The sequence below is a fragment of the Streptomyces sp. NPDC090445 genome (assembly GCF_044769385.1).
GTDB lineage: Bacteria > Actinomycetota > Actinomycetes > Streptomycetales > Streptomycetaceae > Streptomyces.
In genome coordinates, this window is sequence record NZ_JBIVXV010000002.1 from 409461 (window position 1) to 435148 (window position 25688).

At 71.8% G+C, this 25688-nt stretch carries 26 protein-coding genes and 1 pseudogene; 13 read left to right on the forward strand and 14 right to left on the reverse strand.

Going from position 1 to position 25688, the window contains the following annotated elements; all coding sequences use genetic code 11:
- The first annotated feature begins 26 nt into the window (after window positions 1-26).
- Both ACIQUT_RS06540 and ACIQUT_RS06545 read left to right on the forward strand, forming a co-directional pair.
- Complete coding sequence (locus ACIQUT_RS06540) at window positions 27-1313, forward strand: cytochrome P450 (protein WP_403560101.1); 1287 nt, start codon at window positions 27-29, stop codon at window positions 1311-1313.
- A gap of 304 nt (window positions 1314-1617) precedes the next feature.
- On the forward strand, window positions 1618-1980 hold the full coding sequence (locus tag ACIQUT_RS06545) for a DUF6193 family natural product biosynthesis protein (RefSeq protein WP_403560103.1): 363 nt from the start codon (window positions 1618-1620) through the stop codon (window positions 1978-1980).
- A gap of 293 nt (window positions 1981-2273) precedes the next feature.
- Here ACIQUT_RS06545 and ACIQUT_RS06550 read toward each other — a convergent pair whose 3' ends face one another.
- The 5 genes from ACIQUT_RS06550 to ACIQUT_RS06570 form a co-directional block, all read right to left on the reverse strand.
- Window positions 2274-4511, reverse strand: coding sequence for a phosphatase PAP2 family protein (locus tag ACIQUT_RS06550; RefSeq protein ID WP_403560105.1), 2238 nt, complete (start codon window positions 4509-4511; stop codon window positions 2274-2276).
- 439 nt (window positions 4512-4950) lie between these two features.
- Window positions 4951-5160 (reverse strand): DUF397 domain-containing protein, encoded by a 210-nt coding sequence (locus ACIQUT_RS06555; protein ID WP_403560107.1) that lies wholly within the window; start codon window positions 5158-5160, stop codon window positions 4951-4953.
- Window positions 5161-5227: 67 nt separating this feature from the next.
- Window positions 5228-5455, reverse strand: a complete 228-nt coding sequence (locus ACIQUT_RS06560) for a hypothetical protein (protein WP_403560109.1) — start codon at window positions 5453-5455, stop codon at window positions 5228-5230.
- Entirely contained in the window at window positions 5452-5682 is a 231-nt protein-coding gene (locus tag ACIQUT_RS06565) for a hypothetical protein (protein WP_403560110.1), read from the reverse strand. The genes ACIQUT_RS06560 and ACIQUT_RS06565 overlap by 4 nt, the downstream gene beginning before the upstream one ends.
- Complete coding sequence (locus ACIQUT_RS06570) at window positions 5679-5864, reverse strand: hypothetical protein (RefSeq protein ID WP_403560112.1); 186 nt, start codon at window positions 5862-5864, stop codon at window positions 5679-5681. The genes ACIQUT_RS06565 and ACIQUT_RS06570 overlap by 4 nt, the downstream gene beginning before the upstream one ends.
- A 139-nt stretch (window positions 5865-6003) precedes the next feature.
- On the opposite strand from ACIQUT_RS06570, the gene ACIQUT_RS06575 reads away from it, so the two are divergent.
- Window positions 6004-7110 carry a helix-turn-helix domain-containing protein gene (locus ACIQUT_RS06575; protein ID WP_403560114.1) on the forward strand — a complete coding sequence of 369 codons (1107 nt, stop codon included), beginning with the start codon at window positions 6004-6006 and terminating at the stop codon, window positions 7108-7110.
- 309 nt (window positions 7111-7419) lie between these two features.
- On the opposite strand, the gene ACIQUT_RS06580 is transcribed toward ACIQUT_RS06575, so the two are convergent.
- The 3 genes from ACIQUT_RS06580 to ACIQUT_RS06590 all read right to left on the reverse strand — a co-directional run bounded on the left by ACIQUT_RS06580 (window position 7420) and on the right by ACIQUT_RS06590 (window position 11112).
- Window positions 7420-7998: a recombinase family protein gene (locus ACIQUT_RS06580; protein WP_403560116.1), complete on the reverse strand. Its 579-nt coding sequence runs from the start codon at window positions 7996-7998 to the stop codon at window positions 7420-7422.
- A 319-nt stretch (window positions 7999-8317) separates the two neighbouring features.
- Window positions 8318-9049, reverse strand: a complete 732-nt coding sequence (locus tag ACIQUT_RS06585) for a hypothetical protein (protein ID WP_403560118.1) — start codon at window positions 9047-9049, stop codon at window positions 8318-8320.
- A 365-nt stretch (window positions 9050-9414) separates the two neighbouring features.
- A complete protein-coding gene (locus tag ACIQUT_RS06590) occupies window positions 9415-11112 on the reverse strand; it encodes a recombinase family protein (protein ID WP_403560120.1) in 1698 nt (565 codons plus the stop codon).
- Window positions 11113-11163: 51 nt separating this feature from the next.
- Here ACIQUT_RS06590 and ACIQUT_RS06595 point away from each other — a divergent pair, with 51 nt between their 5' ends.
- On the forward strand, window positions 11164-11511 hold the full coding sequence (locus ACIQUT_RS06595) for an antibiotic biosynthesis monooxygenase family protein (protein WP_403560122.1): 348 nt from the start codon (window positions 11164-11166) through the stop codon (window positions 11509-11511).
- Between the two features lie 116 nt (window positions 11512-11627).
- Here ACIQUT_RS06595 and ACIQUT_RS06600 read toward each other — a convergent pair whose 3' ends face one another.
- Entirely contained in the window at window positions 11628-12023 is a 396-nt protein-coding gene (locus ACIQUT_RS06600; protein ID WP_403560124.1) for a nuclear transport factor 2 family protein, read from the reverse strand.
- Window positions 12024-12128: 105 nt separating this feature from the next.
- Between ACIQUT_RS06600 and ACIQUT_RS06605 the strand changes: the two genes are divergently transcribed.
- A complete protein-coding gene (locus tag ACIQUT_RS06605) occupies window positions 12129-12662 on the forward strand; it encodes a GNAT family N-acetyltransferase (RefSeq protein ID WP_403560126.1) in 534 nt (177 codons plus the stop codon).
- 60 nt (window positions 12663-12722) lie between these two features.
- Here the strand turns inward: ACIQUT_RS06605 and ACIQUT_RS06610 are convergent, their stop codons facing one another.
- Window positions 12723-14789 carry a DHA2 family efflux MFS transporter permease subunit gene (locus ACIQUT_RS06610; RefSeq protein WP_403560127.1) on the reverse strand — a complete coding sequence of 689 codons (2067 nt, stop codon included), beginning with the start codon at window positions 14787-14789 and terminating at the stop codon, window positions 12723-12725.
- A gap of 298 nt (window positions 14790-15087) precedes the next feature.
- On the opposite strand from ACIQUT_RS06610, the gene ACIQUT_RS06615 reads away from it, so the two are divergent.
- Both ACIQUT_RS06615 and ACIQUT_RS06620 read left to right on the forward strand, forming a co-directional pair.
- Complete coding sequence (locus tag ACIQUT_RS06615; RefSeq protein WP_403560129.1) at window positions 15088-15984, forward strand: peptidoglycan-binding protein; 897 nt, start codon at window positions 15088-15090, stop codon at window positions 15982-15984.
- A 133-nt stretch (window positions 15985-16117) separates the two neighbouring features.
- The gene (locus ACIQUT_RS06620; protein ID WP_403560131.1) at window positions 16118-16810 is read left to right on the forward strand and encodes an HAD-IA family hydrolase; all 693 of its coding nucleotides are present in this window, start codon (window positions 16118-16120) and stop codon (window positions 16808-16810) included.
- A 147-nt stretch (window positions 16811-16957) separates the two neighbouring features.
- On the opposite strand, the gene ACIQUT_RS06625 is transcribed toward ACIQUT_RS06620, so the two are convergent.
- Together ACIQUT_RS06625 and ACIQUT_RS06630 are read right to left on the reverse strand one after the other, a co-directional pair.
- Window positions 16958-17083 (reverse strand): hypothetical protein, encoded by a 126-nt coding sequence (locus ACIQUT_RS06625; protein ID WP_403560133.1) that lies wholly within the window; start codon window positions 17081-17083, stop codon window positions 16958-16960.
- A gap of 179 nt (window positions 17084-17262) precedes the next feature.
- A complete protein-coding gene (locus ACIQUT_RS06630) occupies window positions 17263-17856 on the reverse strand; it encodes a TMEM165/GDT1 family protein (RefSeq protein ID WP_403560135.1) in 594 nt (197 codons plus the stop codon).
- Window positions 17857-18505: 649 nt separating this feature from the next.
- On the opposite strand from ACIQUT_RS06630, the gene ACIQUT_RS06635 reads away from it, so the two are divergent.
- The 4 genes from ACIQUT_RS06635 to ACIQUT_RS06650 all read left to right on the forward strand — a co-directional run bounded on the left by ACIQUT_RS06635 (window position 18506) and on the right by ACIQUT_RS06650 (window position 22985).
- Complete coding sequence (locus ACIQUT_RS06635) at window positions 18506-19150, forward strand: DUF1524 domain-containing protein (RefSeq protein WP_403560613.1); 645 nt, start codon at window positions 18506-18508, stop codon at window positions 19148-19150.
- 119 nt (window positions 19151-19269) lie between these two features.
- Window positions 19270-20961 (forward strand): alkaline phosphatase D family protein, encoded by a 1692-nt coding sequence (locus ACIQUT_RS06640; protein ID WP_403560137.1) that lies wholly within the window; start codon window positions 19270-19272, stop codon window positions 20959-20961.
- Window positions 20962-21334: 373 nt separating this feature from the next.
- Entirely contained in the window at window positions 21335-21964 is a 630-nt protein-coding gene (locus ACIQUT_RS06645; protein ID WP_403560139.1) for a DedA family protein, read from the forward strand.
- 508 nt (window positions 21965-22472) lie between these two features.
- The gene (locus ACIQUT_RS06650; RefSeq protein WP_403560141.1) at window positions 22473-22985 is read left to right on the forward strand and encodes a hypothetical protein; all 513 of its coding nucleotides are present in this window, start codon (window positions 22473-22475) and stop codon (window positions 22983-22985) included.
- Window positions 22986-23146: 161 nt separating this feature from the next.
- Here ACIQUT_RS06650 and ACIQUT_RS06655 read toward each other — a convergent pair whose 3' ends face one another.
- Window positions 23147-23392: a DUF2277 domain-containing protein gene (locus ACIQUT_RS06655; RefSeq protein ID WP_403560142.1), complete on the reverse strand. Its 246-nt coding sequence runs from the start codon at window positions 23390-23392 to the stop codon at window positions 23147-23149.
- Between the two features lie 15 nt (window positions 23393-23407).
- Window positions 23408-24094: a hypothetical protein gene (locus ACIQUT_RS06660; RefSeq protein WP_403560144.1), complete on the reverse strand. Its 687-nt coding sequence runs from the start codon at window positions 24092-24094 to the stop codon at window positions 23408-23410.
- A gap of 133 nt (window positions 24095-24227) precedes the next feature.
- Here ACIQUT_RS06660 and ACIQUT_RS06665 point away from each other — a divergent pair.
- A pseudogene (locus ACIQUT_RS06665) lies at window positions 24228-25002 on the forward strand (trehalase-like domain-containing protein); the annotation flags it as partial.
- An 80-nt stretch (window positions 25003-25082) separates the two neighbouring features.
- Window positions 25083-25616, forward strand: coding sequence for an MFS transporter (locus ACIQUT_RS06670; RefSeq protein WP_403560614.1), 534 nt, complete (start codon window positions 25083-25085; stop codon window positions 25614-25616).
- Window positions 25617-25688: the final 72 nt, after the last annotated feature.

The following is a 25688-nucleotide window of genomic DNA, read 5'->3' on the forward strand; positions in this document are numbered from 1 at the left end:
GGTTCGTCAGACTTGGAGTTGCCCCGATGACCTGTCCCGCGCTGCCCGAGGGCTTCGACGCCACCGACCCCGACCTCCTCCAGGACCGGGTCCCGCTCCCCGAGTTCGCACGGCTCCGGCAGACCGCGCCCGTGTGGTGGTGCGCCCAGCCGCGCGGCATCACCGGGTTCGACGACGAGGGCTACTGGGCCGTGACCCGGCACGCGGACGTCAAGTACGTGTCCACGCACCCGGAGTTGTTCTCCTCCACCGTCAACACGGCCATCATCCGCTTCAACCCGCACATCCAGCGCGAGCAGATCGAGGCCCAGCGCCTGATCATGCTGAACATGGACCCGCCGGAGCACACCCGCGTACGCCAGATCGTGCAGCGCGGCTTCACGCCGCGGGCGATCCGGGGCCTGGAGGGCGCCCTGCGCGAACGAGCGCGGAACATCGTGGCACAGGCGCGCGCGGAGGCGACGGGCGTCGGCACAGGCGCCGGCACCGGCGCCGGCGCCGGCACCGACGACGCGAGCTTCGACTTCGTCACGCGCGTCGCGTGCGAGCTCCCGCTGCAGGCCATCGCCGAGCTGATCGGCGTACCGCAGGAGGACCGGCTGCGCATCTTCGACTGGTCCAACAAGATGATCGCGTACGACGACCCCGAGTACGCCATCACCGAGGCGGTCGGAGCCGAGGCCGCCATGGAGCTCATCGGCTACGCGATGAACATGTCCGCGGCCCGCAAGGAGTGCCCGGCCAAGGACATCGTCACCCAGCTCGTGGCCGCCGAGGGCCAGGGCAACCTGAGCTCCGACGAGTTCGGGTTCTTCGTCCTCCTGCTGGCGGTCGCGGGCAACGAGACCACGCGCAACGCCATCAGCCACGGCATGCACGCCTTCCTCACCCACCCCGAGCAGTGGGAGCTGTACAAGGCGGCCCGGCCGGCGACCACCGCCGAGGAGATCGTGCGCTGGGCCACCCCCGTGGTGTCCTTCCAGCGCACCGCCACGCAGGACACCGAGCTCGGCGGGCAGAAGATCAAGGCGGGCGACCGGATCGGGCTCTTCTACGCCTCCGCCAACCACGACCCCGAGGTCTTCGCGGACCCGGACGCCTTCGACATCACCCGCGATCCGAACCCGCACCTCGGCTTCGGGGGCGGCGGACCGCACTTCTGCCTCGGCAAGTCCCTGGCCATCCTGGAGATCGACCTGATCTTCAACGCCCTCGCCGACGCCCTGCCCGACCTGCGGCTGGCCGGCGAGCCGCGGCGGCTGCGCGCGGCCTGGCTGAACGGCATCAAGGAGCTCCGGGTCAGCCACGCCTGAACGGGCGGGGCGGAACCGGTCCGGGACGGCAGGCGCCGGTGAGCCGATGGGCAGGTGGGCAGGTGGGCCGTTTCGGGGAGTTCGGCGGCGTTGGCCGCGCTTGGCCGCGCTTGGCCGCGCTTGCTGCGCTTGCCCGGTGTTCTCCGCGATCTCCGGTGATATCCGCTCTTCTCCACTGTCCTCCACTGTTGGACCGGGGGTTGCACGCGGTGAGGCGACGATCGCGACAAGCCGCGGTAACGGCCCGCCATCGATGCCGTCCGGAGGATTGTCGCGGCGGCTGCAGCACCGTCAGACTGCGCGGATGAACCTCCAGGACAGCGGTACCGACGAGAGCGTGGAGGCGTGCTGGCAGCGTCTCCCGACGACGTGGCGGCTGATGCTCGACCGGGGTGATTCCCAGGCCGCGGCCGCGGGGCGGGGTGTCCTCGCGCTGATCGAGGCCGCCTCCGCACAGCCTGAGCTGCGGCGGCTGTATCCGTTCACCACCCGCTGCGTCCTGCGGTTCGGCTCCGGCGGCGGCCTGCCGACCGAGACGGACACCCCGGCTGTCGAGCCGCTGCGCGACGGCCGGTTCCGCGTACTGAGCCCCAGCCTCACACGCGTCATCGGCGAAACCGACACGGCGGACGCGGCGGTCGCCCTGGTCCTCGCACAGCTGCCGTAGCTGCCGTGGCTGCCGTAGCTGCCCTGGCTGGCTGGCTGGCTGGCTGCCGCAGTTGCCGACGGCCCCGGATCAGTGAGCCCGGGCGCCGGACCGCGCCCGAGTGGCGGGAGTGACGGCGCGGGCGGATCCTGACAGAACGCGGCGATCCACCGAAGGGGCGCCGGAGCAGTCCTGCCCGGCGCCCCTACGGCCAGCTGACGCGGCCGCAGCGGCTCCACGCCCCCCGCGGTGGACAGACCGCCAATTCACCGCCCCCGGGCCGTCATTCTTGAACGCCCGGGCCGGACCATCGCCTACGGCCGCGCGGACGCCGACGGCACCCGGACAACGGCCTCCCCGGAGGCACCACCGGCAGCACCCGGACCACCGGCAGCCCCCACATCCCCCTCACCCCCGGCACCCCCCGCACCGTCACCTCCGGCACTCCGCTGCCCCGGCAGCCCCGGCAGCGCAACCGCCGGCCGGCGCGGCCCGGACAGTACGTACACGAGCCCGAACCCGGCGGCGACGACGACCGCCCCGCCGGCCGCGTCGAGCACCCAGTGGTTGGCGGTGGCGACGATCGCGCACACCGTGATCAGCGGGTGCAGCGCCCCGAGGAGCTTCTGCCAGGCCTTCGGCGCGAGCGCGACGATCACCACCCCGCACCACAGCGACCAGCCGAAGTGCAGCGAGGGCATCGCCGCGTACTGGTTGGAGATCGCGGTCATCGCCCCGTACTGCGGATTGGCCAGGTCCTGCGGGCCGTGCACGGTGTCGATGAAGCCCAGGCCGGGCATCAGGCGCGGCGGCGCCAGCGGGTAGAGCCAGAAGCCGGCGAGCGCGAGGACGGTGGCCAGGCCGAGGGAGGCGCGCGCCCAGCGGTAGTCGCCGGGCCGGCGCCAGTACAGGACGCCGAGGATCGTCAGCGGAATCACGAAGTGGAACGACGTGTAGTAGAAGTTGAAGAACTTCTCCAGCCAGGGAGTGTTCACCACGGCCTGGTTGACGGCGTGTTCGATGTCGATGCCGAGGGTGCGCTCGATGCCGATGATCTGCCTGCCGTGCGCCTCGGCGTGGCTGCGGCCGGCGGGTGCGGCGGCCCGTATGTGCGAGTAGATCGAGTAGCCGACGCGTATGAGGAGCAGTTCGAGCAGCAGGTTGGGGCGCGACAGCACGCGCCGCCAGAACGGCATCAGCGGCACGGCCCGCCACCGGGCGGCAGCCGGCTGCCCGTACGCGGTCGGGACGGGCTCGCGCCAGTACGGGGAGGAGCGCGGCAGGAACGGCACCGCGCAGGCCGCGGCGAGCGCCGTCAGCAGCAGCACGTTGTCCCGTACGGGGGCCAGTACGGCGATGTTGGGCAGCAGGACGGAGCTGGGCAGGGTCGCGGCGAGGACCACGGCGACGGGCCACACGCGCCGGTCGGCGGCACGGCTGCCGACCTTGCCGGCCACGGCGAGCAGCAGCCACAGCAGCTGGTGGCGCCAGCCGGCCGGGGTGACGGCGACGGCCACGCACCCGGTGACGGCGACGGCGAGCAGCAGCTGCCCGTCGCGGGCGTAGCGGACGGCGCGCCGCATCCCGGTCCAGGCGATGGCGGCGGCGAGGACCGCGTACAGCAGGACCTCGGCGGGGCCGGTCAGGCCGAGGCGCAGCAGGGCGCCGTGCACGGACTGGTTGGCGGGGGCGGCGGGGGTGCCGCCGAGGCCGGTGCCGGCGAGGTGGTGCACCCAGTACGTCCACGAGTCGCCGGGCAGTGCCGCCCAGGCGAGGGCGGTCGCGCCGGCGCAGGTGACGGCGGCGGTCCGGGCGGCGGTGCGGCGGCCGGAGCGCCACTGCAGCAGCGCGAACAGCAGGAGGGCGGGCTGGAGGGCGGCGGCGAGGCCGAGCAGGAAGCCGGCGGGGCGTCCGCCGGGCACCCGGAACACGGCCAGCAGCACCAGCAGCACGGGCAGGACCGCCGGGAGCAGCAGGAGCAGCAGGACCGGCGACACGGGCAGGACGGCGCTCTGACCGGGCGCGGCGGCCTCCCGGACGGGCAGCGAGACCAGCATCAGCCCGACCAGGGCGGGCGCGGCGAGCAGCGCGGTCCGCGGCGGCACGGGGCCGGGCAGGCCGCGCGCGGCGACCAGCCCGACGGCGGCGACGCACAGCAGCGTCACGCAGGTCCAGGCAGGCAGCAGCGAGGACGGCGCACCCAGCCCGAGGAAGGGCTTCGGAAAGGACTTCAGGAGGAGCCCGGCGAACGGCGTGCCGGAGAACTGCCCGGAAAACTGCCCGGCGTCGTACAGCGAGCCAGACAGGACACCGGGAAGGTGCAGGCCGGCGAGCCGCTCCCCGGGCGGCACGCGCAGCACGGCCGCAGCCTGCCGGGCGGCGAGGACCGCGACGAACGCCCACAGGAGCAGCCGCGCCACCGCGAGCCCGCCGCCCCCGCCGACACCCCGGCCGCGCCCGGGCCGCGCGGCCCGGCCCCCGCCGCGTCTGCCGCCCCCGCCTATGACCCCGGCATGTTCGTCCGCCCCGCTGTGCTCCGCCGTGTCGGCCACGCCTCGCAGGCCCTCCCACCTGATGAACGCAACCCCGGCTTGGCCTGGCTGCTGCGTTGATTTACCCGGAACGACGATATCCCCCGCCTCATCCCTAGGATGGCGGCCATGAGCATCGTGAAGATCAACAAGGGTGTCAAGGCACTCACATAGAGCCCCACCTGTGGGTGATTCACGCCGGCGACTCAAGCATAGGAGCCCCGCCCGGCGGGGTCGGTCTCCGTCGCCGGACGGGGCTCGCGGCTGGCTCAGCGGTTCAGGTCCCGGTGTTCGTCCAGCGCGCGCAGTCCGGGCGCGAGACGGGGCAAGGAGCCTGTACACCGGATCTCTCGGGGGAGGGCCCAGGAGTGCCAGCAGGACAGGCACCACAGCATCGGGTGATGCTCCGCGTCCGGCACCGCTTCGCCGCCACAGCGGGGGCACTCCTGCACCGCGTCTCCTAGGCCGAGAGGTCGAACTCGCCCAGCTTGGCACCGCTCAGGAAGTCGGTCCATTCCATGGCGGTGAACTCCACCGCCCGGCCGGTCACGGAGCTGCGGACGACCACCTTGCCGGGCACGTTGGTGGCCACCTCGACGCAGCGCGGGTTGTTGTTCTCGTAGGTGCACGCTGAGGACGTGCGGAATTCGAAGTCGGGAATCGTGGTCATGGTGCCTTCCCTTCGCCGTGCTGCGGGGGAGCGGCCCCCGCGCCGTCGTGCATGTTCGCCCCACCCGTCACGGGCGGGGAGTCTCGAAGTCCCACATGGCCCGTAGGCAGCGCAGACACTCACAGGGCGGGAACACGTCCCCGAAGCCCTCCCAGTAGCCCTCACGGCGGAAGCGCGCCACGTCGATCGGGTCGCGCACCAGCGGGCGTACGGGGTCACCAGACCGGAAGACCAGCACGGGGCCGGCTGAGCCCCCGCTGAGCACGCTGACCGTCAGCCGGGACCGCCCCCTCACCGGACCCGCTCCACCACGGCGACTTCCGAGAACTCCCGCAGGAACGTCATGTGCCCCGTCCGCCCCGTGTGCTCGATGCACATGTCGGTGCACACGTCCGCGTTGCCCGTCGGAGCGGCCGCCCACTGGCAGTCCGGATTCAGGCACCGTGCCGTGGCGGTCGTCTCCGCCGACGGATGGCGGTGCATCACGTAGCGGACGAAGCGGAGGACGGCTCGAACGGTCATGCCGCGCCCCTGTCGCGGGAGTGGTTGCGCAGCTCGGTACGCAGCGACTCGACGGCGCCCAGGTTTCCGACCGCTTCGGCCCCCTTCAGGTCGGCGTCGAGCGCGCAGCACACCCCGCATTCATGGGCGGGAGGCTCCGAACCCTCCGGCCGGGTCGCTTCCTGTCGTGCTGCCGTCGCCATGCTGCACCTCCGTGTCACCCTCGGTGCGGGCATCGTTTCGCCGCCAGGAAGCCCGGCCTAGTGTGATCCGTAGTGGCAACCGTCCCCTGGGCCCCGGAATCTCTCTGTCTAGTGGCATCCCTAGTAGCAAGATGGCCGCATGGACATCGGGGAGCTGATTCGGGATCTCCGCACGGCTCGTGGCTGGAGCCAGGGGCGGTTAGCTTCGGAGATCAACAAGGTTCACGGCACGACACTGACCCGGGAGTACGTGAGCAACTGGGAGCGTTCCAAGGTCAGGCCAGGCCCGTTCCACCTGGCCGCACTGTCCGCCGTACTCGACGTTCCCCTAGCTGTCCTTGAAGGTGAAGTGGACCGACGTGAGTTCCTTACCGACGTGGCCGGGGCCGCCATAGCCCCTGTCGTCGCCTCCGATCTGATCAGCGCAGGATTCGCCGCCCGGTTGCGTGGAGGGCCGTCAACAGACGAGTGGGAGGCCAAGCTCACGACGTACGGCACCCAGTACATGTCCATGGGCGCGGCGGACATCCAACGACGTGTCTCCGGCGAACTCGTCACCGTGCAACAGCAACTCGATGACCCCCGGCTGTGGTCCGTCGCCTCCCGCCTGATGACCCTCTACGCCAAGACGTTCCCGGGGTCGGACGGCTCCAAGGCGGTGCACTGGTACCGGATGGCAGCGACGGCTGCTGACGAGTCCGGCAACGACGAAGCGCGCGTGTGGGTCCGGGGCCGTGCGGCTATCGCCCTGGGCTACGAAGGCGCGTCCCTCGGGGTCGCTGACGTGCTTGCCGACCAAGCCATGGCGATATCGGATCGCCCCTCCCTCGGCCTCCTCAACGCTGTGATGGGCAAGGCGCACGCGGCAGCGATCCGAGGGGATCGGACAACAGCACTCCACCTGGCGGACCGTGGCCGGCGCATCTTCGACAAGGCGGGGTCGCACGAGCAGACCAGTGACTACGCCGTGCCCTGGTGGCGAATGAACGTCTTCCTGTCCCTCCTCCTGGCCCGTCTGGGAGATGAACGGGGAGCCGTGGAAGCACAGGAAGCAGCACGCCGGGAACTCCCCGCAGAGCTGCCCCGGTTCGCGACACACCTAGAGATGCACCGGGGGCTCATGCTCGCCCGGTCCGGAGACCTCCTGGGCGGAGCCGCCTACGCCCGGACAGCGCTGGACGCCTTGCCGCCGGAGAAGCACTCCCTGACGCTGCGGTTGCTCATGGCGGAGATCGAACGGACCTGACGGCCGGCGACCGCGAAACCCGTACGCGGGCAGGGGTGCCACCACGCTCCGGTCCCCGAGCTGGTGTTTTGGGGGGCCTCCCCACCTCCTCACGGGGTCGTTCTCGGGTGCTGGTGGAGAGGTTTCCACTGGTCAACGCCACGCAAGGCCCGAAAAAGGGCGTTGCACCCAGGGCGCGCATTCCGAGCTTGGGCCGGGATCGCCAGCGGGCATGCACGCCGAACTTTCGGACCGTCCTCCCCTCGCCTCAGCAGGACGCAGGAAAGACCGTCCACCACCAGGGCAGACGGTCTATCGGGTTGGCGCGGGTTACTCGTTATCACCCAAGGCCCGGTACAGCGTGGCGCGGGAGACCCCGAGGGCCTTGGCGATGGCCGTAACGCTCTCCCCTTTTTCGCGACGGGCCTTTGCCGCAGCGAGCTTGTCCGCGTCCATCACGGCGGGGCGTCCACCCGTACGACCCTGAGCGCGGGCAGCGTCCAATCCGGCCCGGGTGCGGTCCTTGATCAGGCTGCGCTCGAACTCCGCCATGGCGCCCACGACCTGAAGCATGAGCCGCCCGTCCGGCGTGTTCGGGTCAATGCTCGCCAGCGCTCCCGTCAGCACCTTGAAGCCGACGCCACGGGCAGCGAGCGAGTCCACGAGGGTCACGAGATCGATCAGCGATCGGGCGAACCGGTCCAGCTTCCAGACGCACAGGGTGTCGCCGGGGCGCAGGTAGTCCAGAGCGGCCGTCAGCTCCGCGCGGTCGGTGTTCTTGCCGCTTGCCTTGTCCGTGAAGATCCGGGCGCAGCCGGCCACCGTCAGCGCGTCGTGCTGCAACTGCGCTTCCTGGTCGTCGGTGGAGACTCGGGCGTATCCGATCAGGTGTCCTGCGGTCGTCGCCATGCACCAATCGTCGCAGAACTCGTCTCAAAACATCAAGGGATTTCAGGGAATTCTGAGACGGGTTTTGGAACGCCTTCGGGAGGAGCTGGAACACCCCTCCCGCCTGTCTCACAAACCATCGTTTCTGAGACAGTCGCAGCCGGTGACACACAGCCACATCCGCCAGACCCGTACACCCGGCCAGGGTCAGCCACCTAACGGTCCGCCGCTTGCCGCGCCCGGGATGCCCCCGTGGGGTCGCAGGACTCCACGGGAAGACCCCAATGAGCCACCGGAAAGTTCCTTCTCCCTGTCGCTCCGACGGCGCGGGCGGTGGGGGCTACCGCCTTGGATCCGCCTCGGGAACCACGACGCCCCGCCACCCCTCGCAGCCGGCCAGCTTCCGGCGCGTACCGAAGCGCTTGTCCATGGCCGCGAACAGAGCGCGCTTCCCGGTCGTCGTACCCAGGTTCCGGGCGAGCACCGGCTCAGCCGCGCAGAACGCCTCCCACACGGCCGACGTGCGGACGTGGACGTTGTGCGGTGCGGTCCCCAGCATCCGGACCCACGTGGCCGGATCGTTCAGCGGGGCACGGAACGCGTCGAACTGAGAGGCCAGCGAGAGGAGCTGCGTGGCGCGACCGTCGGAAGCGGAATCCACTTCGGACGCCACGGTGCCGATGTCCCGGACGACGGCAGGGTCAAGGTCGCCGGGGGCGGGAATGGCGTCCAGCTCCTCGCGGAGTCTGCCTATGGCTTCGTAGTGACGGTCCGCTTCCTCTTCGCTCTGCGCGTCCTCCATGCCGTACTGCGCCGTCTTGATGGACTGCCGCAATGCGTACCGACGTTCCTCGTTGGACTTCTCCGCCTCCGCGTCCACCCCCTTATGCAGCATGCGCAGCCACTCGCCCATGCCCCGGCGGACCAGCGGCCAGTCCCTCCACTCACCAGCGGGGGTGGTCCACTGAGCACCGCTCCACAGGAACGGCACGGGGCGATCCGCCCTGTCTGCGTGCTGCGCTGCGGCTTCAAGGGCGCTGCGCGCCTTCGTGTCGTCTATGTACTTTCCCAAGACTCCCAAACCCCCTGATCTGCAACCACAAAGACCTTCTCTCCCCGCTGTCCGCAGATCGCGAAGCGATCGAGGACCCTCACAGGTGACCAAAGGTGACCCGAACACCATCCAGAGAGTGAGTTGGTGAAGCATCAAAACACCAGGTCACTCGCTGTTTAGGTGAAGAGAGAGAGGTGAAAACAAAAACTACATACAGAAGAAGTTGGAACGGTGCCCAACATCGTCATTCGTCACACCGTCACCCCTCACGACCGTAAGCGGACCGGCTGACAGTCGCCGGACCGGTACACGCTCACAGGAACGCCGAACGGCCCGCCACCGGGTTTCCCCAGCAACGAGCCGTGAACGGCGCTCAGACAGGCTCAGGCTCCCGCAGGTTCCGGAGACTCGGCCCACCGCAGGATCACGCGGTCAAGCGTCTTCGCGTTCCGGCCCCTGCCGACAGATTTGGCGATCCTCACGGAGTCGATGAACAGCGCCAGGAACTCCCGCTTCGTCTTGAGGTCCCACGCTGCCCACGTGGAGCCCTCTCCGATCGGATCTCCGTCCACGCCGGTCCACTCGTTGGGAATCTCGATCGTCTGGCCTTCCGTCGCGTCCAACTGGGCGAGCCGTTCGGCCGTGCGCTCCTCGTGGGCCGACAGGCGCGCCATCGACTCGTGGAACATCTGCGTGCCGGTCTTGTCGTCGTAGACGCCCGCCAACCGGTCCATGTGCAGGATGCGGCGGGACTCCCGTACGTGCTCCAGTTCGGCGCGCACGGCCGCTCGTTCAGCGTCCCGCTGGGACGTGTCCCGCTGCCTGGCGAATCGACGGGATGCCTCAGCGAGCCATTCGAGGTCTTCCGGGTCGTCCGGGTCCATGGCAGTGAGGCGCGCCCACACTCGGCGTGCTGTCTGGTCGTCCGCCGCCTCCTGCCCGATGACGAGACCGCCATGGCCGGCTACGACTCCCCCGGCACGGTTGCACTTGTAGTAGAGCTTTCCCACCCGACGGTCGGCGACCATGACGGAGCCGCACACGTCGCAGAACAGCAGCCCGTGACCGGCAAGCAGCGTGGGCACGCGTCGTCCGGCGCGCACGACGGTCTGCGTACGGCCGTTGAGCACGTCCTGAAGCTGCCACCACTCCTCGACGGGAATCAGTGGGTCATGTGTCTGGACGGGCTGCCCCTCTTCGTCACGGAGGATGACTCGCTTGCCGGTCTTCCCCGGGACCGGGTTGCCGTCAGCATCCTTGGTTGGCAGTACGCGCCCCTGCCATTCGATGGCGTACCCAGCAAGGCGCGGGTCCCGCAGGATGCGGAGCACGGTGGAGGACACCCACGCGGGCCGGTCCACAGCTTCCGAGATCGCCCGAGCGCGCCGCGCGGCAAGCCTCTTTATCCCCGCCTCTCCCAGAGACTCGGCCTTGGTGGGTACGCCCTCTTCGTTGAGCCGCTTGGCGATCTGCGAGGCGGACAGTCCGTCGGCCGCCCATCTGGCCATGTCGCGCACATGCGGGGCCTCCACGGGGTCCGGGACCAGCCGGATGACCGACAGCTTGCCGCTGGTGCCGCGCTCCGTCGTGAAGCCGTAGGGAGAGAAACCGGACACGTGGCTACCAGCCCGCCGGAGTGTGTCCTTCGTGGCGGAGACGTAGGCCGACTTCATGTCGGATTCCTGCTGCGCCAGACCCGCGATGATGGCGAGGATGCCGACCCCGACCGGGGTGGACGTGTCGAGGTACGGCTCTTCGACGCTCACCAGCCGGACGCCGTGCGATTCCAGCTCCTCGATGATCCGCATGGCCTCGAGAGCGCCACGGCGAGTGAGGCGGGACAGCGAGAAGACGACCACCGCGTCCACGTGCCCGCCGCGTACGGCAGCCATCATCTCCTCGAACCCCGGGCGGTGGACGCTGGGGTCCCATCCGGACTTGCCTACGTCCTCGAAGTGGCCTGCGTCGTTCCACCCTTTCGAGCTAATGAGTGACGCGCACCGGTCGCGCTGCGCCACGGGTGACGCCTGCGAATCGTCCTCACGACGCTTTGACTGACGGATGTAGGAGACTGCTCGCACGTGGTCAAGGCTAGGTGCAGTGCCCGGCCTGTGTTTCCTGAGAGGTGTCATGTGCCTAGCATTGTAAAAATCAACGTTCTGACCGTTCCCGCCGAGCAGCGGGAGGTGCTGGAGCAGCGGTTCGCCTCACGGGCGGGGGCTGTGGAGGGTTCGGACGGGTTCGAGTGGTTCGAGCTGCTGCGTCCGGTGGAGGGCACGGACCAGTACCTGGTCTACACGCGGTGGCGGTCCGAGGAGGACTTCCAGGCGTGGATGGAGGGCCCCATGAAGGCGGCGCACCAAGGCGGGGCCGGCGGCGGCGCGGCGGGAGCGGGAGAGCGCCCGAAGCCGGCGGCCTCGGCGTCGACGGTGTGGTCGTTCGAGGTCGTGCAGCAGGCGGGACCGAAGACCGGAGCCTGACCGGGAAGGGCACGGGCCCGAGCAGGCACGGAAGCACGGAAGCCCGGAAGCACGAAGACGCAGAGGCAGGAGGCGAGGAGGCGAGGAGGCGAGGAGGCGAGGAGGCGAGGAGGCCGTCAGCTCCAGAAGACGTCCTCCTCGTCGATGTCCTGGGTGCACTCGTCGATGTCGCTGATCTTCCCGCCGACGATCGTGAAGAAGAGGCCCTGCTGGACTTCGAGTCCGCGGTCGCCGCGGTCGCCGCGGAACGTGTGCACGGAGATGCCGTGCCCGCGGCCGTCCACGAGCACCGAGTGCAGGTCGACCGCCATGGTGCCGTTGGTCTCCTCGGCGAGGCGGCGGTAGAGGTTGAGGACGGCTTCCCGGCCCTTGTGGTGGCCTGACAGCGGGTTGCTGCCGGGCACGTGGTGGATGACGTCGGCCGTCATCAGCGAGCCCAGGGTGTCCATGTCGCCCTTGCCGAAGGCCTCGTAACCGCGGCGGATAAGGGCAGCGTCAGGGTGTTGGGACATGGTGGTCACGCCCTCCATCGGTGCGATTTAACCCTTTTCTCATCATCAGCCCGTTCCTGTGGATATTCCACGCGGCGGACGACGGCGAGATCCCACAATGACGCCATGAACATCAACTCCGGCACCAACACGGCTACGGCAACCAACACGGCTACCGACAGCACCTGGACGGTCGCCCCCGAGCACGTCGACACACCCGACGCCACCGCACTGCGGCGCGCGTACTACGCGGAAGTCGCCGGACGCTACTGGAAGCGGCCCGCGACGGAGGCCGAGGTCGACGAGGGGCTGCGGGACGACCCGGCCGACGGGCTGGTCCCGCCGACGGGCCGGTTCGTCGTCGGCCGGCTGGACGGCGCGCCCCTGTCCTGCGGCGGCATACGGATGCTCGACCCCGTCACCGCCGAACTGACCCGGGTGTACGTGGACCCGCGCGCCCGCGGCACCGGCGGCGGCGCGGCGCTGCTCGCCGCACTGGAGGACGAAGCCCGGGCGCTGGGTGCCGAGCGGGTCCGCCTGGACACGCGGTCGGACCTGGTGGAGGCCCGGACCCTGTACGCGCGGAACGGGTACGCGGAGATACCGGCCTACAACTCGGGCCCGTACGCAGAGCACTGGTTCGAGAAGCGCCTGGCCTGAGAGGCGAGGCGGGTGAGCCGGGTGAGCCGGTGAGCCGGGTGACGCCGGATCGTCGGCCGGTCAGGGAGCGGCGTGGTCGCGGCGCGGGGGCGCGTCGTACGGCTCCTCGGCGTCCGATCCGCAGAGCTCGGCGTTGATCTCCTTGACCAGTTCGGCCAGGTCGGTCGGGCGGTCCGGGCCCCACCAGTCGCCGAGCAGCGCGGCGAGGGACTCCTCGCGGGCCTGCGCCAGCTTCGCCGCGGTCTCCCTTCCGCGGTCGGTCAGGATCAGCGGCAGCCCGTCCCGTACGGCGAGGCCGCGCACTTCGAGCTGGCGGGCGGCCTCGGTGATCACCTTCACGGGGACGGTGGTGCGTTCCGCGAGCACGGCGGGCTCGGCCGAGCCGTACCGGTTGATCCGCAGCAGCAGCCAGCTGGAGGCGGGCAGCAGGTCCAGCCCGGCCCGCTCGGTGATCTTCTCGTAGACGTGGCGGCGGCCCTCGCGGGTGCCGAGGACCGACAGGGCTCGGGCCACTTCCTCGTGGGAGGAGCGCTGGACGGGGTTGGAGGCGAGCGTCTCGGTCACGTCGGGGGCGGTCACGGAGCCGCGGAGCTTGTCCTCCTTGAGGAACCAGGCGACGGCGAAGGCGAGGAGGACGACGGGAACGGCATAGAGAAAGACGTCCGTGATCGATTCGGAGTAGGCGTCGAGCACGGTGGGCTGTACGTCGGCCGGCAGCGTCGCGATGGCCCGGGGGTCGGCCTCCACCTGGGCGACCGTGCCGGGCGGGAGGGAGGACCCGGCGAGGGCGGTGGCGAGTTTGTCGTCGAGCTGGTGGGTGAAGACCGTGCCGAAGATCGCGACGCCGAAGGAGGCTCCGATGGAGCGGAAGAACGTCGCGCCGGAGGTGGCGACGCCGAGGTCCGCGTAGCTGACGGCGTTCTGCACGGCCAGGACGAGGACCTGCATCACCAGGCCGAGCCCGAGGCCGAACACGAAGAAGTACGCGCTCATCTCCCAGCTGCCGCTGGTGCGCTGCAGCTGGTGCAGCAGCAGAAGTCCGATCGCGGTGACCCCGGTGCCGAGGATCGGGAAGACCTTCCAGCGGCCGGTGCGGCTGACGATCTGGCCGGACCCGGTCGACGCGATGAGCATGCCGAGGACCATCGGCAGCATGTGGACACCGGACAGGGTCGGCGAGACGCCCTGTACGACCTGCAGGAACGTCGGGAGGTAGACCATCGCGCCGAACATCGCGAACCCGACGACGAAGCTGATCACCGAGCAGAGGGTGAAGGTGCGGATGCGGAAGAGACCGAGCGGGAGGACGGGTTCGGCGGCCCTGCTCTCCACGACGACGAAGGCGACGAGCAGGACGGCGGCGAGGACGGCCAGGCCGATGATCCGGGCCGAGCCCCAGCCCCAGGTGCCGCCGAGGGAGGCGATGAGGATGAGGCAGGTGGCGACGGATGCGATGAGGAAGGTGCCGAGGTAGTCGATGGTGTGCTTCGAGCGGCGCGCCGGGATGTGCAGGGCCGCCGCGATGACGGCGAGCGCGACGAGACCGATGGGGAGGTTGATGTAGAAGACCCAGCGCCAGGACAGCTGGTCGACGAACAGGCCGCCGAGCAGCGGACCGAGGATGCTGGTCGCACCGAAGACGGCTCCGAAGAGACCTTGGTAGCGGCCGCGTTCACGGGGCGGGACGATGTCGCCGACGAGGGCCATGGACAGCACGATCAGACCGCCGCCGCCCAGGCCCTGGAGGGCGCGGAACCCGATCAGCTGGGACATGTCCTGGGCGAGCCCGCACAGTGCCGATCCGACCAGGAAGAGGACGATGGCGGCCTGGAACAGCCTCTTGCGCCCGTACTGGTCGCCGAGCTTGCCCCACAGGGGTGTCGCGGCGGTGGAGGCGAGCAGGTAGGCGGTGACGACCCAGGACAGGTGCTCCATCCCGCCCAGCTCGCTGACGATGGTCGGCAGGGCGGTGGAGACGATCGTCTGGTCGAGGGCGGCGAGCAGCAGGCCCAGCATCAGTGCGCCGATGGAGACGAGTACCTCACGGGAGGCGTGTTCTGCCGCCGGGCCGGCTCGTCCGGGACCGGAAACGGGATCCACGGTGCCCTTGGCGCCTTCGCGAGCCATCCTCTCCTCCTCAGGCCGGATCAACATTTCCATCCTGAGCGGTGTGTCCGGTTATGGCCTCTCGGGCGGGTTGGGCGGCCCTGGAAGGGTCTGCATAATCGCAGGCAATGGCCAGGGAGGGAGTCCAGTGAGCGCTGAGCGCTGTCCAGATTGCGACGCGGTGGGCGTCGGCTGCGAGTGCGCGCCGGGGGGACCGGGAGGTGGTTTCGAGCCACTGCGCATCCGCCCGTACGTATCGCTGCCCCATCCCGGCGAGCCGGACCCGCAGGCCACGCAGGTGATACCGCCGGTGGCGCCGGTGCCACCGATACCGCCGGCCCAGCCGATACCGCACGTCCAGCCGGCCCAGCCGGCCCAGCCGGTCCAGCCGGTCCAGCCGTCCCAGCCGGTGTACGGCTCGGTGTACGGCGCGGTGGCCGATCCGGCGCACGGCTACGCCCACCCGGACACACCGGCGCACGAGGACTCCACCCCGGCGTACGGAACACCCGCGGTCTGGCCGGACACGCCGCCGCAGGCGACCTGGCCTGCGCGAACGGCCCCGCTGCCGCCGCCCCCGCAGGACCTGGGCGAACTCGGCACACTCACAGGAAGGGGAAGGGGAGGGGGTGGGGGTGGGGCCCCCGGGAAGCGGTCCTCCTCGGGTTCCCGCCGTCGGCGCCTTCCGACGGTCCTCGCCGGTGCCGGCACCGTGGTCGCGGTCGGCACTGCCACCCTGGCGCTGGCGATGCTGCCGCGTTCCGCGGAGAGCGACACGGTCCTGCTGGACGCCAAGCCGACGGGTCCGGCGGCCAGCGTGGTGCCGACCGATCCCGCGGAGACGCCCGCCTCGGCGAAGCCGTCCCCCAAGGCCTCGGCCTCCAAGTCGGCCGCCCCCTCCAAGTCGGCGTCGCCCACCGCTTCCCGCTCCTCGGCGTCCGCGTCGCCGAGCGCGTCGTCGGCCCGGCGCGCGGCGAGCAGCCCCCCGGCGGCTCCCAAGGCGCCGACGCTGAAGCACGGCGACTCCGGCTCCGAGGTGGAGAAGCTGCAGCGGCTCCTGGCGGCCCAGGGCCTGTACCGGGGCAAGTACAACGGCAAATACGACGACCGCACGGAGAACGCCGTCGCCTGGTTCCAGTGGGAGAACGACATCGAGGGCGACCCGGAGGGCGTCTACGGCCCGCAGACGCGCAAGGTGCTGGAGGGCGTCGGCTGACGTTCCGACCCGCAGTGGCGCACACCGCCCCTTGTTTTGTATCGTGTAGGAACAAAGTGGTTCCGTCCGCATTCCCTGACCGGTGGACGGAACCACTTGTTCTCTTCTCCCGCCCCGTCTGGAGCCCCTGCCGATGCCGGCCAGCACCACCGCCTCCCCCGTCGTCCTCACCGCCAAGGCCCTGCTCCTCGACATGGACGGCACCCTGGTCAACTCGGACGCGGTGGTCGAGCGCTGCTGGCGCGAGTGGGCGGTCTCCCACGGCCTGGACCCGGAGGCGGCCCTCAAGGTGGTGCACGGCCGCCAGGGCTACGCCACGATGGCGATCCTCCTGCCGGACCGCCCGATGGAGGTCAACCACGCCGAGAACGCCGTCATGCTCGCCCGGGAGACCGCCGACACCGAGGGCGTGGTCCCGGTCGGCGGGGCCGCGGAGTTCATGAAGGCGATCGCCGGGCTGCCGCACGCCCTGGTCACCTCCGCCGACACGGCCCTGGCCACGACCCGCATGACCGCAGCCGGCCTGCCGCTGCCCGGGATACGGATCACCGCCGAGAGCGTCGCCGCCAGCAAGCCGGACCCCGAGGGCTTCCTCAAGGGCGCCGCCGAACTGGGCGTCGCCCCCGCCGACTGCATCGTCTTCGAGGACTCGGGCGCCGGCATAGCCGCGGGCCGCGCCGCCGGAATGCGCGTGCTCGGCATCGGTCCCCGCGCCGCCGAGCACGCCCCGACGGCCCACGTCCCCGACCTGACCGCCGTACGCGTCTCCACCACCCCGGACGGCTCCATCCGCCTCACCCTGGCAACCCCGGCACCCACCGCCTGACCACCACACCCGAGACGCCGCTTCCGACGGCACCGGCGATCGTGACGCAGCGGCAGCCGCCGCCCGCGTTCGGAACCGCGCCGACCGACGGTCCACGAGCCCCGCACGCGACCGGCTGCCCGGGCGGCCGGCCCCGACGGTGAGCGGTCAGTCCTCACGGAAGCGAAGATCGCCGACATGGGCGGCGTGGCTGTGCGCGTCCGCGGCGTCGAGTGCGGCGCGAACCGCGTCCCAGGGTTCGCCGTCACCGAAGTCGGTACACAGGACCAGCAAGGCCAGATCATCGGGCAGGGGCAGGGGGAATCGGGATGATCGTGTCACCCGGCTACGACACCGCCCGCCGACAACCGCACGGCACCCGACCAAGCCCAAGCCCAAGCCCAGGCCCACACCCAAGGCCCAGGCCCAGGCGCACCGCACCGTCGGGGAGCCGCTCGGCCGGCTTCTCCGCGTCAGCCCGCGATGGCCTCGTACAGGGAGAACGCGGCGAGGGCGGCCATCACGGTGGCCGCGATCTTGGTGATCAGGCGCAGCGGCACGTACTTCATCAGCGTGCGGCCGCCCAGGATGCCGATGCCGGCCACCGCCCACAGGGCGAGCACGGCGCCGATGCCGACCGAGACGGGGTTGTCGTACCGGGCGGCGAGGTTGGCGGTCATGATCTGCGTGAGGTCGCCGAACTCCGCGACGAGGATCAGCATGAAGCCGGCTCCGGAGACCTTCCAGAAGGACTGGTCGGCGGGTGCCTTGACCTCCTCGTCGCCGTCGCTCTTCTTCAGCAGCAGCATGGCCGCGCCCGCGAGGAAGAGGACGCCGACGACGGCCTGTACGAGCCGGTGCGGGAGCAGGGTGAGGACGCTGCCTGCGGCGATGGCGAGCGCGACGTGCACGGCAAAGGCGGCCGCGACTCCGGCGAAGACGTAACTGGCGCGGTAGCGGGTGCCGAGCATCAGGCCGGCGAGGGCCGTCTTGTCGGGGAGTTCGGCGAGGAAGACGACGCCGAAGGCGATGGCCGTGACGGTGATGCTGAAGTTCGCGCTGAACACGGGGATGGGACCTCGATCGGTGGGCGGGGCGCCACCGGTTTCCGAGAGACCTGGGGTGTATCAGGGGTCGCTTCGGCTCGGCGGCGCCCTGACGGCGTTCACGCGCACACGCCCCGATGCGGACGGATGCAAGTGAACCTGGACAGGACACTGCGGCCGAAGGTCTCGCTGGCCGACCGCGCATACGCGGCCTGCCTCCGGGCGCCGGCTGGGTGACCCAGCAGTGTGTCGACGGTCCGGCGAAGAGCTACTCCCCTTCTGCTACGACCAGCATACGGGAGCCCGTGACCGCCCGGACCAGAACGTTGGCCACTTTCGGCCCCTTGCGCCGCATCCGCGCACCGCGCCCCGCCCCCCTCACGACACCCGCCCCTCCCCTCGGCCTCCGCCACGCCCGTACCAGGTCATATCCACCCACACGCACCCGCACCCACACGCCGGGGCGGGCGACAGCCGCCGGAATCTCAACTTCCGCCCACTTCCAAGAAGTTGAGACTCCCAGACGTGACGTGCCCATGTCGCATGGCTGTAACCTTGCGCCCGCCATCACGCAATCCGGCACCGCCACCCTGGCCGCACCCCCTCCGGGGGCCACCCGGCCGCACACCCCCCACACCCAGGGAGCACTCCCATGGCCCTTTCGGCCCGCATACCCTCCGTCTACGCGCGTCGCCTCGGCGTGCTCGCGTCAACCGTTGCACTCGCCGCCCTCACCTCCCTCGTGAACGCCCCGACCGCGCAGGCCGCCCCGCCCACCCCCATCAGCGCCTCCGCCGCCCGCGCCTACCTGGCCACCGTCACGCCGCGCACCGAGGGCTCCACCAGCGGCTACAGCCGCAGCCTGTTCCCGCACTGGAGCACCGTCTCCGGCAGCTGCAACACCCGCGAGACCGTCCTCAAGCGGGACGGCCGCAACGTCGTCACCGACTCCAACTGCGCCTCGGTCAGCGGCAGCTGGTTCTCCGAGTACGACGGCGCCACCTGGACCGCCGCGGCCGACCTCGACATCGACCACGTCGTCCCGCTCGCCGAGGCCTGGCGTTCCGGGGCTAACTCCTGGAGCACCTCCAAGCGCCAGCAGTTCGCCAACGACCTCACCCGCCCGCAGCTCATCGCGGTCACCGACCACGTCAACCAGGCCAAGGGCGACCAGGACCCGGCCGAGTGGATGCCGTCCCGCACCTCCTACCGCTGCACCTACTCCCGCATGTGGGTCCACGTGAAGCAGTACTGGGGCCTGAGCATGGACTCCGCCGAGAAGACGGCCCTGGTGAACGCCCTGAACGGCTGCTGACGGGCACGGTCCGCCCGCCGGCCCCGCCGGCCCCGCCGGATTTCCCCCACGAGGGGGAGGCCATGCTCCTCCTCTCCGTCGTACCGTGATCGAAAGGGCTACGGAGGAGGGGGAGTTCCATGGCCACGCTGCGCCTGGGGCCGCTGCTGCGCCACGTCGACTGGAGCACGGGCGGTTCGGCCACGATATGGGTCGAGACCGACCGCCCGTGCACAGCCGAGGTGCGCTGCGCCGACGGGGCCGCCGGCCGTGTGCGCACCTTCCAGATCGCCGGGCACCACTACGCGTTGGTGCCGGTGACCGGCCTGACCCCGGGGACCACGACCGCGTACGAGGTGCTGCTCGACGGGGCGCGCGTCTGGCCGCTGCCCGACAGCGCCTTCCCGCCGAGCACGATCAGCACCCCCGACGCCGCCGCTTCCGGCCGGCCGGGCCCCGGCCTGCGGATCACGTTCGGCTCCTGTCGGCAGGCCGCTCCGCCCGCCGACCGGCACGGGCCGCACGGGCCGGACGCGCTCGACACCCTCGCCGCGCAGCTGGCCGCCGCCCCGCAGGCGCCCCGCCCCGACCTCCTGCTGCTCCTGGGCGACCAGGTGTACGCGGACCAGCTGTCCCGGGAGACCCGGCAGTGGCTCGCCGCCCGGCGCGACCTGCGGGACGCCCCCGGTGCACAAGTCGCCGACTACGAGGAGTACACCCGCCTCTACTACGAGTCGTGGCTCGACCCGGAGATCCGCTGGCTCCTGTCGACCGTCCCCAGCCTGCAGATGTTCGACGACCACGACGTCGTGGACGACTGGAACACCAGCGCCGCGTGGCTGGCGGAGATGCGGGCGACGCCGTGGTGGCAGGAGCGGGTGATCAGCGGGCTGATGTCGTACTGGGTGTACCAGCACCTGGGCAATCTCTCGCCCGCCGAGCTCGCCGCCGACGCGGTGTTCCAGGCCGTGTGCAAGGATGCGGACGGCACGGATGCGCTGCGCGCCTTCGCCGCCGCGGCGGACGCCGACCCGGCTTCGGTGCGTTGGAGCTACCGTCGGGACTTCGGCCGGTCGCGGCTGCTGATGGTGGACACGCGGGCGGCGCGGGTGCTGGCCGAGGACGGGCGGGCCATGCTCGACCCGGCCGAGCAGGAGTGGCTCCGGGAGAACGCGCTGGCCGGCCACGGCGGGTACGACCACCTGCTGATCGGGTCCTCCCTGCCGTGGCTGATGCCCCCGCTGATCCATGACGCGGAAGTGTGGAACGCCGCGCTGTGCCGCGGTGACCGGGGGCCCCGCTGGGCGCGGATCGGCGAGGACCTGCGGCGGCGCAGCGACCTGGAGCACTGGGCGGCGTTCCCGGCCTCGTTCAAGGCGCTCAGCGATCTGATCGAGGAGGTGGGGACGGGACCGCGGGCGCCGGCGACGGTGGCCGTGCTGTCGGGGGACGTGCACCACGCGTATGTGGCCGAGCCCCGAATACCCAGCACGGCGCGGGTGTTCCAGCTGACGTGCTCGCCCGTGCACAACTCGATCCCGGCCGTGGTGCGGTGGGGGTTCCGGCTGGGCTGGTCGCGGATCGGCCGCTGGTTGGGGCGCGGCCTGTCGCGGCACGGGCGGACGGGCCGGCCTCCGCTGAGCTGGCGGCGTACGGACGGCCCCTGGTTCGGGAACCAGCTGATGACGCTGTCGCTGTCGGGCCGGTCGGCACGGCTGCGGCTGGACCAGGCGCGCCGGGTGGGCGGGAAGCGGCGGGGTCGTGCCGGCCGGGTGGGCGACGGCGCCCGGCTGGTGACGGTGCTGGACCGCCGGCTCACGCCGGAACCCTGAGCGGCGGAGTGAGCGGCCTGAGCGAGCGGCCTGAGCGGGCGGGCACGCCCCCGTGCGGGCGGATCCTGGCAGCGGCACCCCGGCAGCGCTACCGGTACGGAACCGGCATGCGGAACCGGACCGTCTGACGGCTCGGCACCGTGACTGCCGTCGGACATTCGCCGGCAGACCGCGTCCGGGGCCCGGGGTCGTGCCGAGGGCGGCGAAACGGAACAGTGCGGCCGGCGCGCCGGGCAGCCGGGGGCGCCCCCCGGAGGTCCGGGGCGGGAGTGCCCGGCGTACGCTGTGTGGCTGTCAAGCCGCCCCTGCCGCTTCCGCGCGACGTCGCGGCGCCTCATGCCGAGGCACGTCAACCGGACCGGGGGGTCTCGTCTTGTGGGAGAGTCTGGGGTCGCTGACCGCGAGCCCATGGATCTACGCCGTCGTGGCGTTGTCCGTCGTGCTCGATGTGTTCCTTCCGGTGCTGCCGAGCGGGGTGCTGGTGATCACTGCGGCGGCGGCCGCGGCTGCTGCCGGGGCGGCCGGACCGGTTCCGGTACCGGACCGGGTCCCCGACATCGCGGCACTGCTGCTGATCGCCACGACCGCCTCGGTGCTGGGTGACATGGCTGCGTTCCGGCTGGCCAGGCGCGGCGGGGACCGGCTGGAGCGGGCCATCGCCCGTTCCCGGCGCCTGACGCTGGCCCAGGAGCGCCTGGGCACGGCCCTGGCCCGGGGCGGCGGAGCCCTGGTGGTGATCGCCCGGTTCGCACCGGCCGGCCGTTCGGTGGTGTCGCTGGGTGCCGGGAAGACCCACCGCAAGGTGAGGGAGTTCCTGCCCTGGTCGGCTCTGGCGGGCATGGCCTGGGCCGGTTACAGCGTGGCCTTCGGCTATTTCGGCACCCAGTGGCTCGGGGCGGCCTGGCTCGGCACCGCGGTCTCCGTGATCGCCCTGTTCGCCGCGGGCTCCCTGGCCGCCTTCGTCATCCGCCGCCCCGCCCCGACCCCGGCACCAACGGCGTAACGGCCCCACCCCGACCCCAGGGCCCCCGCCCCGGCAACACAGCCACCCGACCCGCCCGGCCCGGGCGCCGACCGCATGGCAGCCCGACCGCCCCGGCCTCGGCACCGACCGCGCAGCAACCCGGCCTGCCTCGGCCTCGGTACCGCAGGCACAGCCCGCACAGCCCGCGCCGCCCCGCGCCGTGCCGCCCGCACCGGCAGCCCCGCACCGGCAGCCCCGCGCCGCAGGCCCCGCGCAGCGGCCCGCAGCCGCCCTGCCCCTGGCGCCCCGGCATGCGTGTGGGCCGCTCTCTCCCCCACCCGCCGCAGGCCACCCGCTGCCCGGCGTCGCCCGGCGCCCGCCCGGCCCTGCGCGTTCCCCCGGGTGGAGCAGCCACTCACCCGTTCACCCGGTCCCGATCGCCGTCGGCGGCTCGGGCTCCTAGCGTCCACAGCATGGTGCGCAACCGAATCCGCGTCACACCCGTGGCCCGGCCGCGCCGTTCAGAGGAGCCCGAGGAGTTCGATCCATGCCCGCCAAGCCGTCGAACCGCCCGCTGCTGAACCTCGCAGCCGCGACGCTAGCCGTCGCCGCCACCGCCGTCGCTCCGCTTCCCGCCGCCCATGCCGCCGACGGCTCCCCCCTCTCGGCCGCGGTCTCCCCCACCACCGCTGCCCCCGGCAACCGGGTCGCCCTCATCCTCCGGGGCTGCGGGAGCAACCTCGCCCGGGTCGGGTCGAGTGCGTTCGGCGAGGTCCGGCTGTCGGGGGGAGGCAGCTCCGGCTCCGGCAGCCTGACCGGGAGCGCCACCATCCTGCGCAACGCTTCCACCGGCGTGCACCCCGTCACCTTCGAGTGCGGGGACTTCGCCGGGTCGCGCGTCACCGTCTCCCTCCAGGTCGCCCCGGGCGCGGCCCGCGGCGGCGAGGGCGGCAGCATCGGCGCGGTGAGCCCGGCCCGGATCGCGATCGGCGGCACCCTCGCCGCGAGCGCACTCGGTGCCGGCATCTGGATCCTGCGCCGCCGGGCCCGTACGTACTGACCCCGCCCCCCTGCGCCTGCCGCCCTGCCCTCGCCCCCTGCCTCCGGCAGTGCCCCGCAGGGGCGCGGGGAACTGCGCGATCGGCCACAACCGGTCCGCAGCCGGTCGCCGGACCTTCGCCGCCCCATCGCCGCCCCATCGCGGCACCTCCCGCGGAGCGCTCAGGCGGGGGCGGCTGCGGCGGCCGGCACTGCGGCAGCGCCCCGCACGCGGAGCCCGTCCAGCAGGTCGCGGGTCGCTTCGGCGACGGCGTCCACGGCCGCGTCGAAGACCTCCTGGTTGTGCGCGGCCGGGGCGCGGAAGCCGGACACCTTGCGTACGTACTGCAGCGCGGCGGCGTGGATCTCCTCCTCGGTGGCCTTCTCGGGGATGGCGGGCGGGCGCAGGGTCTTAATGGAACGGCACATACCCCCACTATCGCGCTACCGGGGCAGCTCGGCCCCGGACAATTTCATGATCAGGCCGGCTTGCAGGCGTGCCCGCAGCTCGGGGTCCGCCACCTCGTCCAGCAGTCCGACGGCCTGCTGCAGGGCCGCGGCCGCCCGGCGGTCCTCCCGCAGGGCGGCGGTCTGGTCGGCCATGTGCCGCAGGGCGATGTCGGCGCGGCGGTGGAACAGTTGCCCGATGAGGGTGACGACGACGCCGACCGAGCTGATCACCATCCCGAGGTAGAGGTCTCCGGTGCTCTCCGCCTTCCAGACGCCGAGTGCCACGCCGACCAGCAGGATCGCGGCGCCCACCCCGGCGAACCGCTGGCTGGTGGCGAAGCTGCTGCGTGCCTGCGCCAGCCCGTACGCGTAGTACTCGACCAGCACGGCCGTGAACCCGGCGTCCTCCCGGCTGTCGGGCCTGTCCCGCCCGTGCCCGCGCGGGATGCCGCTGACGTCGGCGTACTTCGGGTCCCCGGCGTCCCCCCTCCCCGCGCCGGCGCCGGCGCCGGCGGCCTCACCCTCGCCCGCGGCCGCCCCCGACTCGGCGATCTGCGCGAGCAGCCGTGCCCGCTCGGCCTCGCGCCGCTGCTCGAACCCGGCCCCGGCCTTCCTCTCCCACACCGCCAGCACGCCGGCGACCCCCAGCAGAGCCGCCCCCACGACACCCCACTCGCCCATCCCCCGACGATCCCACGCCCCCGCCCGCCGCCGACACCCCTCCGCCGGGATGCGCTGATCCGACGTGCGGCGCACTCTATGAAGGACCGTGGGCGCTGCGGCCCGCGGCGCCCCCACCGGCGGAGGATGGCCCGTGAACCGATACCCGCCCATCGCCGACCACGGCATGGTCGGAGACCTCCAGACCGCGGCCCTGGTGGCCTCGGGAGGAACGATCGACTGGTGGTGCACACCGCGTTTCGACTCGCCGAGCATCTTCGCCTCGCTCCTCGACGCCGACCGCGGCGGCTTCTGCCGGCTGGCCGTGGACCTCCCGGACGGCGACGGCGTGACGGTCCGGCAGCTGTACCTGTCCGACACGGCCGTGCTCGTCAACCGCTTCCTGGCCGCGGGCGGCGTCGGCGAGGTCGCCGACTTCATGCCCCGGTGACCGGCCGGACGGCGACCGACCGGCACCGTCTGGTCCGGTTGGTCCGCGTGGTGCGGGGCAGCCTGCCGTTCACGTTCGACTGCCGTCCCCGCTTCGACTACGGGCGGGCCCGCACACGCTGGCGCTGACCGGCGACCGCGCGGCGGTCTTCCACGGTCCGGACACGGATCTCCACGTGCAGGCCACCGCGCCCCTCACCCTGCGTGCGGACGGCGACGACCTCACGGCCGGGTTCACGCTGCGGGCCGGCGAGATGGCGGCGGTGGTGCTGACGAGCACGGCGGCCGGCGGGCCCGCCCCCGCCCCGCCGCCGTCCCTGGACGGGGTCACCGGCGAGCTGGAGGACTGCCGGGCGTTCTGGCAGGCCTGGCTGCGGTCCTCCACGTACCGGGGTCGCTGGAACGACATGGTGAACCGCTCGGCGATCACCCTCAAGCTGCTCACGTACGCCCCGACCGGCGCGCCGATCGCCGCCGCCCGCGGGCGGGCCAGGAGCCGCTGCCGTCCACCGGCCCGTTCCACAACCGGACGTCCAACCTCGGCCTCGTCACCCAGAACGTGCAGTGGCTCCTGCTGATGGGCACCTCGTTCACGGTCGCGGCCTACCTCCAGGTCGTCCGCGGCTACGACGCCATCCAGACCGGCGTGATCTTCACCGCGGCCACGCTGGGCCTGCTCGTGTCGTCCCTGGCCGCGGAACGCCTCGCCAGGCGGCGCCCCCAGCGGACCCTGATCATGACCGGGTTCTGCGTCACCATCGCCGGCATCGCCGTCCTCATCGCGCTGGCCGGCGGCTCCCCGAACCCCTGGGCCCTCGCCCCCGGACTGCTGCTGATCGGGCTGGGCCTCGGCGTGATGCTGACCCCGTCGGTCAACGTCGTCCAGTCCAGCTTCCCCGAGGAGGAGCAGGGCGAGATCTCCGGCCTGTCCCGCAGCGTGTCGAACCTCGGCTCCTCCCTCGGCACCGCGATTGCCGGCACGATCCTCGTCTCCGGCCTCACCAGCAGCGCCTACGCCGCCGCCATGATCACCCTGGCCGTCATCGGCCTCGCCGGCCTGACCGCCGCCACCCTCCTCCCCGAACGCAACTGATCGCTTCCTCGTCCGAAGCCTCCCGTACGAGCCCGAGGCCCGTACGGGAACCAAGGGCGGTCCGGTCCGGTC

Excerpts from the sequence above, each read along its gene's own strand:
- ACIQUT_RS06610 (WP_403560127.1), bottom strand. The coding sequence starts at position 14,789 with ATGGCTCGCGAAGGCGCCAAGGGCACCGTGGATCCCGTTTCCGGTCCC.
- ACIQUT_RS06540 (WP_403560101.1), top strand. The coding sequence starts at position 27 with ATGACCTGTCCCGCGCTGCCCGAGGGCTTCGACGCCACCGACCCCGAC.
- ACIQUT_RS06580 (WP_403560116.1), bottom strand. The coding sequence starts at position 7,998 with ATGGCGACGACCGCAGGACACCTGATCGGATACGCCCGAGTCTCCACC.
- ACIQUT_RS06640 (WP_403560137.1), top strand. The coding sequence starts at position 19,270 with ATGGCCACGCTGCGCCTGGGGCCGCTGCTGCGCCACGTCGACTGGAGC.
- ACIQUT_RS06650 (WP_403560141.1), top strand. The coding sequence starts at position 22,473 with ATGCCCGCCAAGCCGTCGAACCGCCCGCTGCTGAACCTCGCAGCCGCG.
- ACIQUT_RS06655 (WP_403560142.1), bottom strand. The coding sequence starts at position 23,392 with ATGTGCCGTTCCATTAAGACCCTGCGCCCGCCCGCCATCCCCGAGAAG.
- ACIQUT_RS06620 (WP_403560131.1), top strand. The coding sequence starts at position 16,118 with ATGCCGGCCAGCACCACCGCCTCCCCCGTCGTCCTCACCGCCAAGGCC.
- ACIQUT_RS06660 (WP_403560144.1), bottom strand. The coding sequence starts at position 24,094 with ATGGGCGAGTGGGGTGTCGTGGGGGCGGCTCTGCTGGGGGTCGCCGGC.
- ACIQUT_RS06575 (WP_403560114.1), top strand. The coding sequence starts at position 6,004 with ATGGACATCGGGGAGCTGATTCGGGATCTCCGCACGGCTCGTGGCTGG.
- ACIQUT_RS06570 (WP_403560112.1), bottom strand. The coding sequence starts at position 5,864 with ATGGCGACGGCAGCACGACAGGAAGCGACCCGGCCGGAGGGTTCGGAG.
- ACIQUT_RS06555 (WP_403560107.1), bottom strand. The coding sequence starts at position 5,160 with ATGACCACGATTCCCGACTTCGAATTCCGCACGTCCTCAGCGTGCACC.
- ACIQUT_RS06605 (WP_403560126.1), top strand. The coding sequence starts at position 12,129 with ATGAACATCAACTCCGGCACCAACACGGCTACGGCAACCAACACGGCT.
- ACIQUT_RS06565 (WP_403560110.1), bottom strand. The coding sequence starts at position 5,682 with ATGACCGTTCGAGCCGTCCTCCGCTTCGTCCGCTACGTGATGCACCGC.
- ACIQUT_RS06545 (WP_403560103.1), top strand. The coding sequence starts at position 1,618 with ATGAACCTCCAGGACAGCGGTACCGACGAGAGCGTGGAGGCGTGCTGG.
- ACIQUT_RS06600 (WP_403560124.1), bottom strand. The coding sequence starts at position 12,023 with ATGTCCCAACACCCTGACGCTGCCCTTATCCGCCGCGGTTACGAGGCC.